The organism is Xanthomonas sp. NCPPB 3174 (assembly GCF_056725205.1).
This window is the reverse complement of sequence record NZ_CM161517.1, coordinates 4,556,548-4,569,982: the sequence shown is the minus strand read 5'-3', so window position 1 is coordinate 4,569,982 and position 13,435 is coordinate 4,556,548. Positions and strand designations below refer to the sequence as shown.

General features: G+C 70.7%; 16 protein-coding genes. 5 read left to right on the top strand and 11 right to left on the bottom strand.

Features of this window, described 5'->3' with window-relative positions:
- Positions 1–3: 3 nt before the first annotated feature.
- From AC1PK7_RS19675 to AC1PK7_RS19660, 4 genes are read left to right on the top strand one after another with little or no spacing between them, the layout of a single operon-like run.
- Positions 4–453 carry a bactofilin family protein gene (locus tag AC1PK7_RS19675; RefSeq protein ID WP_010341431.1) on the top strand — a complete coding sequence of 150 codons (450 nt, stop codon included), beginning with the start codon at positions 4–6 and terminating at the stop codon, positions 451–453.
- Positions 454–484: 31 nt separating this feature from the next.
- The gene (erpA, locus tag AC1PK7_RS19670; protein ID WP_017908990.1) at positions 485–871 is read left to right on the top strand and encodes an iron-sulfur cluster insertion protein ErpA; all 387 of its coding nucleotides are present in this window, start codon (positions 485–487) and stop codon (positions 869–871) included.
- Between the two features lie 48 nt (positions 872–919).
- Complete coding sequence (gene nudC / locus AC1PK7_RS19665; RefSeq protein WP_481099230.1) at positions 920–1,849, top strand: NAD(+) diphosphatase; 930 nt, start codon at positions 920–922, stop codon at positions 1,847–1,849.
- A gap of 52 nt (positions 1,850–1,901) precedes the next feature.
- Entirely contained in the window at positions 1,902–2,798 is an 897-nt protein-coding gene (locus AC1PK7_RS19660; protein WP_481099229.1) for a hypothetical protein, read from the top strand.
- A gap of 62 nt (positions 2,799–2,860) precedes the next feature.
- On the opposite strand, the gene AC1PK7_RS19655 is transcribed toward AC1PK7_RS19660, so the two are convergent.
- The 9 genes from AC1PK7_RS19655 to AC1PK7_RS19615 all read right to left on the bottom strand — a co-directional run bounded on the left by AC1PK7_RS19655 (position 2,861) and on the right by AC1PK7_RS19615 (position 9,166).
- Complete coding sequence (locus AC1PK7_RS19655; protein ID WP_481099228.1) at positions 2,861–3,217, bottom strand: hypothetical protein; 357 nt, start codon at positions 3,215–3,217, stop codon at positions 2,861–2,863.
- Between the two features lie 5 nt (positions 3,218–3,222).
- A complete protein-coding gene (locus AC1PK7_RS19650; RefSeq protein ID WP_481099227.1) occupies positions 3,223–3,630 on the bottom strand; it encodes a DUF2752 domain-containing protein in 408 nt (135 codons plus the stop codon).
- A gap of 5 nt (positions 3,631–3,635) precedes the next feature.
- The gene (locus AC1PK7_RS19645; RefSeq protein ID WP_481099226.1) at positions 3,636–3,977 is read right to left on the bottom strand and encodes a CD225/dispanin family protein; all 342 of its coding nucleotides are present in this window, start codon (positions 3,975–3,977) and stop codon (positions 3,636–3,638) included.
- Between the two features lie 76 nt (positions 3,978–4,053).
- Positions 4,054–4,476 (bottom strand): DUF2752 domain-containing protein, encoded by a 423-nt coding sequence (locus AC1PK7_RS19640; protein WP_481099225.1) that lies wholly within the window; start codon positions 4,474–4,476, stop codon positions 4,054–4,056.
- A 56-nt stretch (positions 4,477–4,532) separates the two neighbouring features.
- Positions 4,533–4,814, bottom strand: coding sequence for a CD225/dispanin family protein (locus AC1PK7_RS19635; RefSeq protein WP_481099224.1), 282 nt, complete (start codon positions 4,812–4,814; stop codon positions 4,533–4,535).
- A gap of 46 nt (positions 4,815–4,860) precedes the next feature.
- The gene (locus tag AC1PK7_RS19630; protein ID WP_040901150.1) at positions 4,861–5,160 is read right to left on the bottom strand and encodes a CD225/dispanin family protein; all 300 of its coding nucleotides are present in this window, start codon (positions 5,158–5,160) and stop codon (positions 4,861–4,863) included.
- A 96-nt stretch (positions 5,161–5,256) separates the two neighbouring features.
- On the bottom strand, positions 5,257–7,179 hold the full coding sequence (locus AC1PK7_RS19625) for an MFS transporter (protein WP_481099223.1): 1,923 nt from the start codon (positions 7,177–7,179) through the stop codon (positions 5,257–5,259).
- Positions 7,180–7,206: 27 nt separating this feature from the next.
- A complete protein-coding gene (locus AC1PK7_RS19620; protein WP_481099222.1) occupies positions 7,207–8,151 on the bottom strand; it encodes a LysR family transcriptional regulator in 945 nt (314 codons plus the stop codon).
- A gap of 88 nt (positions 8,152–8,239) precedes the next feature.
- Entirely contained in the window at positions 8,240–9,166 is a 927-nt protein-coding gene (locus AC1PK7_RS19615; protein WP_481099221.1) for a hypothetical protein, read from the bottom strand.
- 142 nt (positions 9,167–9,308) lie between these two features.
- Between AC1PK7_RS19615 and AC1PK7_RS19610 the strand changes: the two genes are divergently transcribed.
- Entirely contained in the window at positions 9,309–10,520 is a 1,212-nt protein-coding gene (locus AC1PK7_RS19610; RefSeq protein WP_481099220.1) for an MFS transporter, read from the top strand.
- Here the strand turns inward: AC1PK7_RS19610 and yccS are convergent.
- Together yccS and AC1PK7_RS19600 are read right to left on the bottom strand one after the other, a co-directional pair.
- A complete protein-coding gene (gene yccS / locus AC1PK7_RS19605) occupies positions 10,465–12,687 on the bottom strand; it encodes a YccS family putative transporter (protein WP_481099219.1) in 2,223 nt (740 codons plus the stop codon). The two genes, AC1PK7_RS19610 and yccS, sit on opposite strands and share 56 nt — an antisense overlap.
- A 52-nt stretch (positions 12,688–12,739) precedes the next feature.
- Positions 12,740–13,417 carry a uracil-DNA glycosylase family protein gene (locus AC1PK7_RS19600; protein ID WP_481099218.1) on the bottom strand — a complete coding sequence of 226 codons (678 nt, stop codon included), beginning with the start codon at positions 13,415–13,417 and terminating at the stop codon, positions 12,740–12,742.
- Between the last annotated feature and the right edge of the window lie 18 nt (positions 13,418–13,435).

Below are 13,435 nucleotides of genomic sequence, written 5' to 3'. Positions count from 1 at the left end.
CCTATGTTTGGGAACAAGAACAGCCGCAGCAGCGGCCAGACCGTGGTCGACACGCTGATCGGCGCGCAGGTGGTGATCCGCGGCGACCTGGTGTTCAGCGGCGGGCTCTACGTGGAAGGGCGCATTCTCGGCAAGGTCATCGCCGAAGACGGCGCGCCGGCCACGCTGACCCTGTCCGAGCACGGCAGCATCGAGGGCGAGGTGCGCGCGCCGGTGGTCATCATCAACGGCCAGCTGATCGGCGACGTGCATGCCGCCGAGCGCGTGGAACTGGCGTCCAAGGCGCGGGTGCAGGGCAACGTGCACTACCAGGTGGTGGAGATGAACGCTGGCGCGCAGCTGACCGGGCGCCTGATCCACGCCGGCAGCCTGGCGGCGCTGGCGCCGCCGGAAGCGCACCGCGAGGCCGCCGGCGACGCCGAGCCGCCGCGCGCGCTGACCGCCGAGGCTTGATTCGGGCGCCGGCCGTCCCCATCCTGCCGCCATGAGCACTCTCGTTTCCCTGCCGGGCGCCGCGCCCACGCCCGACTACCAGTCGCTGGATCGGCCGTTGAACTTCACCGCGGCCGCCGCGGCCAAGGTGCGCGAGCTGATCCGCGAGGAAGGCAACGATGCGCTGGCGCTGCGCGTGTACATCCAGGGCGGCGGCTGTTCCGGCTTCCAGTACGGGTTCGAGTTCGACGAGAACCGCGCCGAGGACGACCTGGCGGTGCAGACCGACCAGGTGACCCTGCTGGTCGACCCGCTCAGCCTGCAGTACCTGATGGGCGCGGAAGTGGATTACAGCGAGGGCCTGCACGGGGCGCAGTTCGTGATCCGCAATCCCAACGCCAAGACCACCTGCGGGTGCGGCAGCAGCTTCAGCGTGTAGACACGCTGCGGCTTGCGGGACGCCCGGTTTGCCTGCACCCTGCGGCGCATGTCCGATCCGACGCCTGACTCCTTCGCCTTCGCCGGTCCCGCGATCGACCGTGCCGATGCCGTGCGCAACGATGCGGCCGCGCTGGGCCAGGCCTGGGACCAGGCACGGGTGCTGGTGCTGGAGGCCGATGGCCATGCGCATGCCGAGGCCGACGGACGCCCGCTGATCGCCAGCGGCGCCGCGCTGGGCGCGCTGGCGGAGCAGGCGCTGTTCCTCGGCCTGGACCACGGCCAGGCCTGGTTTGCGCTGGCCGCCGACGCGGTGCCGCAGTTGGCGCCGCCACCGCAGCGCATCGACCTGCGCCGCGCCGCCGCCGAGTGGCCGGCGCGGGAGGCCGGGCTGTTCGCCTACGCCCGCGCGATGCTGCACTGGCAGTCGCGGACGCGCTTCTGCGGCGTGTGCGGCGGCAGCATCGCCTTGCAGCGCGGCGGCTTCCTCGGCGTCTGCACGCAGTGCGCCAGCGAACATTACCCACGGGTGGATCCGGCGGTGATCGTCGCCGTCAGCGACGGTCGGCGGCTGCTGCTGGGGCGCCAGGCGAGCTGGCCGGCGCGGCGCTATTCGGTGATCGCCGGCTTCGTCGAACCGGGCGAATCGCTGGAGCAGACGGTGGCGCGCGAGGTGGCCGAAGAGACCCAGGTGCGGGTACGGCCCGGCAGCTGCCGCTACTTCGGCGCGCAGCCGTGGCCGTTTCCGGGCGCGCTGATGCTCGGCTTCACCGCGCAGGCGCAAGCGGACACGCCGCAGGTGGATGGCGAGCTGGAAGACGCGCGCTGGTTCGAGCGCGAGGAAGTCGGCGCCGCGCTGGCGCGCCTGGCCGCGCACGGCGACAGCGCCGACGATGGCCACGGCCTGCGCCTGCCGCCGCGCATCTCCATCGCCCGCGCGCTGATCGAGGACTGGTACCGGCACGGCGCGCCGGCCTGACCGCGCCGGCGCGCTGCGCGCATCCGTTTCAGAATGGTCCCGGAGGACCTGCATGTTCACGACCCTCGTCGCTGTGATCGTCGCCCTGGTGCTGGGCCATGTCGCCCCCGGCATGGTGGCTTCGTTGCGCCGCTTCGACGCCTTCGGCGACTGGCTCAGCTGGCTGGACACGCATGCCGGCGAGGGCAGTGCCTGGCGCGGCCGCTACGGCATCGCGCTGGCGCTGCTACCGCCGCTGCTGCTGGTCGGCCTGCTGCAGTGGCTGCTGGCCGCGCCGCACCTGGGCCTGCTGACCCTGCTGTTCGGGATCGCGGTGCTGGCCTTCAGCTGGGGGCCGCGCGACCTGGACACCGACGTGGAGGCGATCATCGACGCCGACGATGCCGCGGCGCGGCAGTTGGCGGTGGCGCAACTGCAGGCCGATGGCGGGCCGCTGCGCGCCGATCCGGCCGGGTTGGTCGAGGCGGTGGCGGTCAGCGCGCTGCGGCGCTGGTTTGCGGTGCTGTTCTGGTTCCTGCTGTTGGGGCCGTTCGGTGCGCTGGGCTACCGCTTGCTGGCGCTGGCCGCGGTCGGCCCGTACGCGTCGCGGCTGCCGCCGGCCACCGCCGCCGGCGCGCGCCTGCTGTTGGCGGCGCTGGAATGGCCGGTGGCGCACCTGATGACCTTCTCGCTGGCCCTGGTCGGCAATTTCGAGGCGGTATTCGGCGCCTGGCGCGCCGCCGGCAGCAAGCGCTGGCAGTTGGACATCGGCTTCCTCGGGCCGGTGGCCTGCGCCAGCGTGCGCGGCGAACTCGATGCCGAGGCGCACGACTACAGCGACGCGGGCATGGTGGTGCCGGCGCTGCGGCGCCTGCCCGAACTGCGCGATGCGATGAGCCAGGTCTGGCGGGTGCTGCTGCTGTGGCTGGTGCTGCTGGCGCTGCTGGTGATCGCCGGCTGGGTCAGCTGAGGCGCGTCCCAAGGCCGGCATCAATTCGGTGGGGGGACGCGTTCCGAACTGATGGCGGGCTGTCAGTCGCCGCTCGGGAACTGGCGCTCGTACGCAGCGACATGCTGGGGAAACAACTGGGCATACTGCGGATCGCTGATGCCGATGACCGACACCTCGCGTCCACTCGCGCCGAGTTCCGCCGAGTGGTCGCTGATGCACACGCCGATGCATTCGAGCAACGTTCCGTTCGCATCGCGTGCCGAGAGATGCAAGCCCTCCGACGCCGGACCCTGGGCGGCGATCACCTGCGCCTGGATCAATCGATAAGACGGTGTCGGCACGAACCTGCCGAACGCCACGCCCATGGGCGCGTCGCCAAGTTCGAGCGCGGACCAGCCGACCAGAAGTTCCTTGCTGTAGATGCCGAACTGCGGCATGGCCGTTAGCCGGGCGCCAGCAGGGTGAAGGGAAACCACGGCAGATTGCGTGCGATCCAGTAGCCCGGCAGTGCGATCAGCCAGAAGTTCGGCCGCGACACCACGCCGACCACCGGCGCGAACCAGGCCGCGCGCCAGCCGGCCTTCCAGGCGATCAGGCCCGGCAGCAGGACCAGGCCCAGCATCGCGCCGGGATTCATCGCGAACGCCCCCACCGGGTCCAGGTGCACCAGCGCATGCAGGGCGCGGGTCATGCCGCAGCCCGGGCAGTAATAGCCGGTGAGCGCATGGAACATGCACGGCGCGAACGGATTGTTCGCGGCATTGGGATCGAAGCGGTACAGCAGTGTGGCGCCGCCGGCCGCGAACGCGGCGGCGGCGCCCAGGCACGCCCGTTGTTGCCAGGCGCGCATGCCGATCAGCTCGCGTGCTGCATCTGCTGCATGAACTCCGTGTAGCCCTGCATGCCGCCGGTAGAGAGTTTGTAGGTGGTGAAGAGTATGCCGATGATGGCCAGCGCGGTGGTCACCCAGCACCAGATCTTGGCGTTATTGGAGGCGCGGCGCGCGCCCTCCAGGTCGCCCTGGTTGAGCAGGCCGTTGACCTTGCTGGAGAACACGATGGCGACGATGCCGGTGATCAACGACGGGCAGCAAAAGCAGAAGCCAAGCACCGTCGAGACGATCGCCCAGGCCAGATGGTTGGGGACCGGGCCGGGAGCGGGCGGAGGCGGGGGCGTGACGGGGCTGACGGTGCTCATGTGGATCTCCTCAAGGGATGGTGCACGGCAGCCGCTGAGTCTAGACGAGCCGCTGCGGTGCGGGCATGGCGCGCCGTCAGTGCGGCGCGAGCAGGGTGAAGGGGTACCAGGGCAGATTGCGCAGCAGCGCGTAGCCGAGCAGTACCCACAGCCACAGGCGTGGGTCGGCGAGGAGCTTCAGCAGCGGCGTCAGCGGACGCAGGCGCAGGCCGGCGGCGTTGAGCGCCATGATCGCCAACAGCGGCAGCGCCACCACCAGCAACGGATTGCTGGCCCAGGCGTGGGCCAGATCGAAATGCACCAGCGCATGCAGACAGCGGGTGCTACCGCAGCCGGGGCAGTACAGGCCGGTGAGGGCGCGGAACGGACAACCCGGTAGTGGATTGCCGGGGACATTGGGATCGACCCGGCGCAGCACGACGGTGGCGACCGCTGCGGCGCCGCTCAGTGCGGCCAGCGGCAGCCAGCGGGGCAGGGACTGCAGGCGCTGAAGGGACATGGCAGGCGGACGATCGCGTGGTCGGCCGCCGTCGCAGGCGACGGCGGCCGCAGTCCTCAGGACATGGACGACTGCTGCATCATGCCCAGGCCGCCCAGGGCGAAGAGGAAGATCAGGTACAGCACGAGCAGCACCACCGAGGTGATCGCCGAATAGATCGCCCACTTCTTGGCCTTGTCCGCCGACTCGCGCGCGCCGGTCACGTCGCCCGCGGCCAGCTTGGTGTTGACCTGCGCGGCGTAGACGATGGACACGATGCCCAGCGGCAGGCAGCAGAACAGCGTGGTCAGGATCGCCCAGACGAGGTTGTTGGACACTTGCGGTGCGGTGGTATTCATCCGTGTTGCTCCGATGGTTGGGTGGTGAAACGGGAAACGCTTGGCGCTAGTGGTTGGTCAGGCTGCCGAGGAAGGCCAGGCCGCCGAACAGCAGGAACCACAGCGCCATCAGGATCGGCAGCGCGAACGCCGACCACAGCGCCCACAGGCCGGCCTTGCGCGAGGCCTCGCGGGCGCCGGCGATGTCGCCGGCGGCGCGGCGGCCATCCACCTGCGAGGCGTAGACGATGGAGACGATGCCCAGCGGCAGGCAGCAGAACAGCGTGGACAGGATCGCCCAGACGAGATTGTTGGGTACATACACGCCCGTCGCGTTGGGCGCTGGTGGTGGTGCGACGTGGTTCACTTTCCGCGCGGTCCTTCGTGATGGACGCCACCGCTTGTGGCGTCTCCCCTGCGGCTAATTTACCCCAAGCGCGCGCCTGCGGCACCTGCGTCGCACTCAGGCGGCATCGCCGCGCAGTCGCCGCACCTGCGCTTCCAGGCTCTCGGCGCTGGCTTGCGCGCCGGGAACCGGTGCATCGGCGATCACCTCGACATGCGCGCGGAAGCGCCGCGGCACGCGCATGCGCCGCAATCGCGAGTCGCGCTTGCTCCACATGCTGGTCCACATGTTGCGCAAGGCCATCGGCACCACCGGCACCGCGCGCCGCGCCAGGATCTTCTCCACGCCGGACTTGAACGCGGCGATCTCGCCGTCCTTGGTCAGCGCGCCCTCGGGGAAGATGCACACCAGTTCGCCCTCGGCCAGCGCGGCGTCGATGGCGTCGAACGCGCGCTGCATCAGCTCGGGATCCTCGCGTGCGCCGGCGATCGGGATCGCCTTGGCGGTGCGGAAGATCCAGCGCATCACCGGAATGTTGAAGATGCGGTAGTACATGACGAAGCGCACCGGTCGCGGGATCGCCGCGGCCAGCACCAGTGCGTCCATGTAGCTGACGTGGTTGCACACGATCAGCGCCGCGCCCTCCTCGGGCACATGCCGCTCGATGCCGTGCAGGCGCAGCCGGTACAGGGTGCGCACCATCACCCAGCTGAGGAAGCGCATCAGGAATTCGGGGACGATGCTGAAGATCCAGATCGCGACCACCGCGTTGGCGATGGCCAGCGCCAGGAACACCTGCGGGATGCTCAGCCCGGGCAGCGGGATGAGCACGCCGAACAGGTGCAGCTCCTGCATCTGCAGGGCGATGCCGATCATTGCCGCCAGCACGATGAACAGCGAGTTCTGGATGTTGAGGCCGGCGATGACGCGCGACAGCTCCGCCTTCGGCGTGCGGCTCTGGATCAGCGCGAACAGCGGCACCACGAACAGGCCGGTGCACAGGCCGATGCCGACCAGGTCGAGCATGATCCGCCAGCTGCCGGCCTGGTGGACGAACTGGCCGATGCCCAGGCCGGTCTGCAGCGCGGCGCCGGGCCGGGCGAAGTACAGGTCGAGCATGAAGGCGCTGATGCCGAACGCGCCCAGCGGCACCAGGCCGATTTCCACGGTGCGCCCGGACAGCTTCTCGCACAGCAGCGAGCCGGTGCCGGTGCCGATGGAGAACAGCGCCAGGGCGAAGATGTACAGGTCCTGCGCGCCGCCCAGGTTGAGTTCGGCGTAGGTCGGCAACTGCGCGGTGAGCACGGTGCCGACGAACCAGAACCAGGACACGCCGAGCACCGCGTTGCGCACCGCCAGCTGGCGCCGGGTCAGGCGCATGATCGCCAGCGATTCCGGCAGCGGGTTCCAGTTGATCTTCAACTCGGGCGCGCCGGCGTCGACCTTGGGGATGCAGCGCGCCATCAGGTTGCCGGTGACCGCCAGCGCCACCACCGCGGTGGCCGCGGCCACCGGCCCGTGGCTGCCGGCGATCTGGAAGATCAGCCCGCCCAGGATCATGCCGCACAGGATCGAGATCGAGGTGCCCATCTCGACCAGGCCGTTGCCGCCGGTCAGTTCCTCCGGCTTGAGCACCGACGGCAGGATCGAATACTTCACCGGGCCGAACAGGGTGGACTGCAGGCCGGTGCAGAACAGCGCCACCAGCAGCACCGCCATGTTCTCGGTCAGGAAGCCGACCGCGGCCAGCGACATGATGCCGATCTCCATCGTGGTGGTGATGACCACCAGCCGCGATTTCTCCAGTTTCTCGGCGATCTGCCCGGCCAGCGAGGAGAACAGGAAGTACGGCAGGATGAACAGTGCCGGTGCCAGGTTGGTGTACAGCGTGCGCTGCTCCGGGGTCACGCCCAGGTAGAACAGCAGGCCGATGATCGCCTGCCGATACACGTTGTCGTTGAACGCGCCCAGCGACTGGACCACGAAGAACGGCAGAAAGCGGCGTTGCCGCAGCAGGGCGAACTGGCTGTGGGCGGACATGCAGGCTCCTTTGCGAACGCGCGCAGCCTAGCAGGTTCGCCGCGCGCGCAGGCGCGGCGCGCGGCGGCCCGCCCCGGCGCTGCCGGCCGCCGCCTGGATGGCGTCGCGCCGCGCGTGCAGCAGGGCGATGAAGGCGCGTGCGGCCGGGGTCGGGTCCGGCCGCCATACGGCGTAGGTGAGGAAACGGAAGCGCTCGCGCAGCGCCACCGTGGCCACGCCGTGCATGCCGGCGGCCATGGTCTGCGGCACCACCGCCAGGCCCAGGTCCTCGGCCACCAGTTGCCGCTGCAGGTCGGCGTGGGTGACCTCGTACTGCAGGCGCTGGCGCAGGCCGGCGGCGGCGAAGGCGCGGTCGATGATGCCGCGTACGCCGGCGCCGGGGGTCAGCCCGGCCATCGGTGCGTCCTCCAGTTCGCGCAGCGACACCTCGCGACGCGCGGCGAAGCGGTTGCCGGGCGCGGCGATCAGCGCCAGCGGCTCCTCGTGCAGCAGCAGGTGCTGCGGCGGCAGCGCCACGTGCGGGCCGACCCCGACCAGGGCCACGTCGAGCCGGCCTTCGCCCAGGTCCAGCAGCAGCGCATCGCTCATGCCGGTGCGCAGGTGCACGTCCACCGCGCTGTGCGCCTCGCGGAACTGGCGCAGCACCGCAGGCACCTGCACTGCGTTCAACGAGGAGATCTGCCCGATCTGCAGGCGGCCGCGCACCGTGCCCAGGGTCTGCGCCATTTCCTCGTGCAGGCGCTCGGCGGCGCGCAGGGTGGCGCGGGCGTTGTGCAGGAACACCTCGCCGGCGGCGGTGGCGCGCACCTGCCGCGCACCGCGCTCGAACAGCCGCGCGCCCAGCGCCTGCTCGATCTTGGCGATCTGGTGACTCAGCGCCGATTGCACGGTGTGGCAGCGGCGTGCGGCGGCGGTGAAGCTGCCTTCCTCGGCGACGGCGACGGCGAATTCGAGCTGGCGCAGGGTCAGCATGATGGCGCCCCGCGTGCGTCGCGCCGATGTGGCAGCCGATCGGCACTGCTGCCGCAGGCGTGCGTCGCCCGTGGTCGCGGCGCGCGCCTCATGCCGGGCGTCCCAGCCGCCTGCGCCATTGCTGGCGCAGCCACAGGCGGATGTTGTAGCGACGCTTGCGGCTCATGAACGGGTAACGCAGGGTCATGCCGAGCAGGCCGCGCAGGGTGTCCAGCCGCGGCGCCTGCGCGGGCAGGGCGTCGCAGCGCACCGAGATGCGGTCGCAGCCGGCGTCGTGGGTGCGGTGGATGACGTCGGCGCGCATGATCAGCAGGTCGCCGACGGCGAGTTGCGGCACCACCTTGTGCGCTTCCAGGTCGAAGCCGATCTTCCAGCCGGGACTGGCGTCGTGCAGGTCCTCGATCGCATACCAGTCGCCGATGGCGATGGCCTCGCCCGGAAAACGCAGCCGGAACCAGTCCAGCGTGTCGGCCTCCACGCAGCGGAAGCGCAGCGCGCCGCGGCCCTGGATGCGCTGGTGCAGGTGCGGATCCAGGCGCGCGACCACGTCGTCGGCGACGATCGCCACATTGGCCAGGCCGGCGTCGGGCTTGAACACCGGCATGTAGCAGATCAGGTAGTTGCGGTGGTCGCCATGCAGGAAATAGCTGAAGTGGTCCAGGTGCCAGTTGAGCGCGCCGCCCGGCGCGGTCTTCGGGTCGCGGTGCTGGTCGAACGGCAGGCGCAGGCTCGGCGCGGCGTGGCTCTCGCGGATGCGGATGGCGCAGTAGCCGAAGCGGTCGACGGCGATCGCCAGGCCCATGGCCGCGGCCACCGGCGGCACGGTGGCGGCGATGCGCGCCTGGATCCGCTGCATGTCCGCCGCCGGCAGGTCGCCGATCACGCCATCGTGGAACTTCTCGGCGCCTTCCAGGAAGCGCAGCAGGCCGTCAGGAATGTCGCCGTCGCCCAGGAAGCCGTGGACCACGGCGTAGCCGTGCCGGTGCAGCGCCTCGGCGATGTCGGTGCTGGGCATGGGCGGGTTCCTCGGAAGCTGCGGTGCCGCGGGCCGCACCCACGCTATCTCAAAAACAGATGGCAGTGGTGAAAAAAATGCGTTTGAACGATCGCTGCCGCCGCCACAGACTGCGCCCCTCTCTTCGATCCGGTTCCCTTCCATGGACACGACCTCGCATCCGCCGATACGCCGCGGCCTGGTGTTGCTGATGGCCACCGCCACCGGCCTGGCGGTGGCCAGCAACTACTACGCGCAGCCGCTGCTGGAGGTACTGGCGCAGACCTTCGCCATCGACGTGCGCCATGCCGGCGCGGTGGTCACCACCGCGCAGCTGGCCTATGCCGCCGGCCTGCTGTTCCTGGTGCCGCTGGGTGACCGCTTCGAGCGCCGCCGCCTGATCGTCGGGCTGTATGCGCTCAGCGCGGTCGGCCTGCTGGTCAGCGCGATGGCGCACAGCTTCGCGCTGCTGCTGCTGGGCACGCTGATCACCGGCCTGAGTTCGGTGGCGGCGCAGATCCTGGTGCCGTTCGCCGCGACCCTGGCCGCGCCGCACGAGCGCGGCCGGGTGATCGGGACGGTGATGAGCGGGTTGTTGCTGGGCATCCTGCTGGCGCGCACGGTGTCCGGCCTGCTGGCCGGGATCGGCGGCTGGCACACCGTGTACTGGGTGGCGGCGGCGCTGATCCTGCTGGTGTCGGGCCTCCTGTGGCGCGGCCTGCCGCGGCATCCGGGCAATCCGCAGCTGTCCTATCCGCACCTGATCGGCTCGGTGCTGGCGCTGCTGCGCGACGAGCCGGTGCTGCGCGCGCGCTCGGTGCTGGGTGGGCTGATCTTTGCCGGTTTCAGCATGTTCTGGACCACGCTGGCGTTCCTGCTGTCCGGCCCGGACTACCGCTACGGCACCGCGACCATCGGCCTGTTCGGGTTGATCGGCGCGGCCGGCGCGTTCGCCGCCAACCTGTCCGGCAAGCTGTCCGACCGCGGCGCCGGCCATCTGGTCGGCTGGGGCGGCCTGATCATGCTGTTGCTGTCGTGGCTGCTGCTGCTCGGCGCGCCGCACTCGCTGTGGCTGCTGATCGCCGGGGTGGTGCTGCTGGACGTGGCGGTGCAGGGCGTGCACATCGGCAACCAGAGCGTGATCTACCAACTGGATCCGGCCGCGCGCAACCGCATCACCTCGGCTTACGTCACCTGCTACTTCATCGGCGGTGCGATCGGGTCCAGCCTCGGCACCGCGGCCTATGCCTACGCCGGCTGGCGCGGGGTGGCGATCGGTGGCGCGGGGCTTGCGGTGGCGGCGCTGCTGTGGATGGGCCTCAGCGTGCGGCCGGGGCGGCAAGCGTCGGCGCCGGCGGCACCGGTGCGGCACTGACCGCCTGCGCGGCGGCGCGCAGCTTGGGCAGCAGGCGCAGGGTCAGCGCGAGCTGGTTGCGCACCAGCCGGCGCTTGGCCTCGTCGATGCCGTCCTCGCGCTCCAGCGCCTCGGCCAGGGCGATCTCGGCGGGTTCGTCGGCGGGCGGTAGCGCCTGTCGCGCGGCCAGTGCGTCGGCCAACGCGCCCAGCGCCTGCGGCAGGTAGTCGCCGGCGCGGGCGATGTCCGGATCGGTCTCGCCAGCCAGCGCGGCGCGGTGCGCGCCCAGCGCCGACAGGTAGCCGAGCAGGGTGTTGGACAGGGCCAGGAAGCGGAAGCCGGCATCCAGGTTGCGGCGGTAGCGGCCGGGTTCGCGCAGCATGTTCGACAGCGCCACCGACAGCGCGGCGTCGGCGTTGTGCATGTCGCGGCGGGCGATGCGGTAGGGCAGGTCGTCGCGCATGCCGCTGCGGTACTGCTCCAGTACCTGCGCCAGATAGCGCGCGCTGCTGGACAGCACCGTCGCCAGCACCTGGTGGAGGCGCCGGCCCTGCCAGTCCGGCAGGATCAGGAACGAGGCGGCGGCGGCGATCGCGCAGCCGATCAGGGTGTCGAGCAGGCGCGGCCAGATCAGCATGAAGCCGTCGCCGATCAGGTTGAAGCAGAACAGCGCCATCACCGTGATCGCCGCGGTGGCGAGCATGTAGCGGTCGGTGCGGGTGACGAAGAACACCAGGGTGCCGAGCAGGGCGAACAGCAGCTGCAGTTCGGTGCCCGGGAACAACTGCATCAACGCCCAGGCCGCGCCCAGGCCGATCAGGGTGCCGGCCATGCGCTGGACCAGGCGCAGGCGGGTGGCGCCGTAGTTGGGGCGGCACACGAAGGCGGTGGTCAGCAGGATCCAGTAGCCGTTGCTGGCGTGGATCGACTGCATGACCACATAGCCCAGCACCAGTGCGATGGCCATGCGCAGGCCGTGCCGGAACAGCACCGAGCCGGGGGTGAGTTGCTGGCCGAGGCGCCGCAGCATCTCGCGCAGGGTGTGCGGCGAGGAGTCGCGCAGGCGGGTATCGAGGGTGTCGCTGGTGGTATCCGATTGCGCGGCCTCGGCCAGGCGCCGCTCGATGCTGTGCAGGTTGGTCACCAGCAGTTCCAACGAGCCGAGCAGGCGCGCCTGCCGCGGATCGGCGCGGGCGTGCAGGAAATCCAGCGACTGGCGCAGGTCGGTGGTGGCCTGCTGGGTCTGTTCGCCGTAGTCGAACGGCTGGCGCAGCCGGATCGCCTCGCCCAGCGCCGCGCAGGCCTTGCCCTGCAGGGCAAGCAGGCGCTGGCAGCGGTACAGCACGTCGCTGTGGAAGAACGCGTCGGTCAGCGCCTCGTACGGGTAGTGCGAGGAACTGGCGCGCTCGTGGAAGTCCTGCGCCATGTAGTACAGGCGGAAATACAGGCCCGACTGCACGCCGGGCCGGCCGGAGCGGCCGAAGCGGCTGATGATCGCGGTCTTGGCCGCGTTCAGCGCCGCCACCACCCGCGCGTTCTGCTCGGCCAGCGCCAGCCGCCGCGCGTGCAGGTCGCTCTGCCGCACCGGCTCGAACAGGGCCGCCTTGCACCGCAGGTAGCGGCCCAGCTCCAGGTACAGCCGCGACAGCCGCTCGCGTACCGGCCGGTTGGCGAACAGTACCGTCCACAGTACCGACAGCACGCCGTACCAACTGGCGCCGAGCAACAGCAGCGCCACGCCGTGCCAGGCGTCGCCGCCGACATGGCCGTTCTGGTTGCCGTGGTCCAGGCCGATCATCGCGTAGATGGCCAGCGCCACCGTGGCCTGGGCGATCGAAGCGTAGCGTTCGCCCAGCGCGCCGAGCAGGGTCAGGGCGAAGGTGGACAGCGCCAGCCCGGCGGCGAACGGCCACGGATACGGAAACAGCAGCACCACCGCGGCGGCAGCGGCGGCGAAGCACAGCAGCGACAGCAGCACCGACTTGATCCGGCCCAGCCAGTTGTCGTCGGTCTCGGCGATGGCGCTGGCGATGGTGCCCAGGAAGATCGCCGGCACCGCCTCCAGTTGCTGCAGGTGCCAGCACACGCCCATCGCCACCGCCAGCGCGATGAACACGCGCAGCCCGTAGCTGGCCTTTTCGTGGGCCCACAGGCGGCTGAGGCGGGTTTCGATCGAGGGGGTCGGCACGGCGACACGATAGCGCACCGTCGCTGTATGCGATCCCCTCTGAGAGGTTGGCTCAGACCGCGAGTTGCCGCAGGCGTGCGTCCAGCAGCGCCGGGAAGCGCTTGTACCAGGTCTGGTTGAGCGGCGAGGGATGCGGCAGCGGGTACAGCGTCACGCGGCGGGTGCGGCGGCCGTCCTCGCTGCGCAGCTCCACCTCGGTCTGCGCCTGGAAGCGGTCCTCGCGCGCCCAGAACGCGTCCAGCGCCGCGCGCACCTCGCGCGGCTGGTCGATGCCGAACCACAGGAAGGCCTCGCGGCCGAGGGTGAGGATGGCATCGCCGCGCCACTGCTCGAGCAGCAGGCGCCGCATCAGCGGATGGAAGCGCCGCTTCACCGGCATCGACCACGCCTTGTTGCCCACCGGCTTGTACGGCACGGTGTTGAGCCAGAAGGCGACGCGGCCGGCCTTGAGCCCGGCGGCGAAGTCGGGCATCTCCTCGCCGTGGTGCAGGTGCCGGTACAGCGCCTTGCGCACCAGTTGGCCGCCGCTGCCGACGAAGGGTTGGCCGTGTTCCACCTCGCTGCGGCCCGGGTCGCGACCGAGGATGCACACCTTCGCATCGCGGCGGCCCAGGCCGATGATGGGATCGAGCGGATCCTTGCCGCAGGCGGCATAGGCCGCGGTGTCGATGCCGTCGGTCTGCGCGGCGAGCGCGCGGAAGCGGGTGCGGAGGGCGGGCGAGAGGGCCATGGGCGTGCACGAAGCGGT

Bases quoted from the DNA above. Each gene is read 5' to 3' on its own strand.
- erpA (WP_017908990.1), top strand. From the start codon at position 485: ATGAGCACTCTCGTTTCCCTGCCGGGCGCCGCGCCCACGCCCGACTAC.
- AC1PK7_RS19625 (WP_481099223.1), bottom strand. From the start codon at position 7,179: ATGTCCGCCCACAGCCAGTTCGCCCTGCTGCGGCAACGCCGCTTTCTG.
- AC1PK7_RS19635 (WP_481099224.1), bottom strand. From the start codon at position 4,814: ATGAATACCACCGCACCGCAAGTGTCCAACAACCTCGTCTGGGCGATC.
- AC1PK7_RS19655 (WP_481099228.1), bottom strand. From the start codon at position 3,217: ATGCCGCAGTTCGGCATCTACAGCAAGGAACTTCTGGTCGGCTGGTCC.
- AC1PK7_RS19675 (WP_010341431.1), top strand. From the start codon at position 4: ATGTTTGGGAACAAGAACAGCCGCAGCAGCGGCCAGACCGTGGTCGAC.
- AC1PK7_RS19615 (WP_481099221.1), bottom strand. From the start codon at position 9,166: ATGCCCAGCACCGACATCGCCGAGGCGCTGCACCGGCACGGCTACGCC.
- AC1PK7_RS19620 (WP_481099222.1), bottom strand. From the start codon at position 8,151: ATGCTGACCCTGCGCCAGCTCGAATTCGCCGTCGCCGTCGCCGAGGAA.
- AC1PK7_RS19660 (WP_481099229.1), top strand. From the start codon at position 1,902: ATGTTCACGACCCTCGTCGCTGTGATCGTCGCCCTGGTGCTGGGCCAT.
- AC1PK7_RS19650 (WP_481099227.1), bottom strand. From the start codon at position 3,630: ATGCGCGCCTGGCAACAACGGGCGTGCCTGGGCGCCGCCGCCGCGTTC.
- AC1PK7_RS19640 (WP_481099225.1), bottom strand. From the start codon at position 4,476: ATGTCCCTTCAGCGCCTGCAGTCCCTGCCCCGCTGGCTGCCGCTGGCC.
- AC1PK7_RS19600 (WP_481099218.1), bottom strand. From the start codon at position 13,417: ATGGCCCTCTCGCCCGCCCTCCGCACCCGCTTCCGCGCGCTCGCCGCG.
- AC1PK7_RS19610 (WP_481099220.1), top strand. From the start codon at position 9,309: ATGGACACGACCTCGCATCCGCCGATACGCCGCGGCCTGGTGTTGCTG.
- AC1PK7_RS19645 (WP_481099226.1), bottom strand. From the start codon at position 3,977: ATGAGCACCGTCAGCCCCGTCACGCCCCCGCCTCCGCCCGCTCCCGGC.
- nudC (WP_481099230.1), top strand. From the start codon at position 920: ATGTCCGATCCGACGCCTGACTCCTTCGCCTTCGCCGGTCCCGCGATC.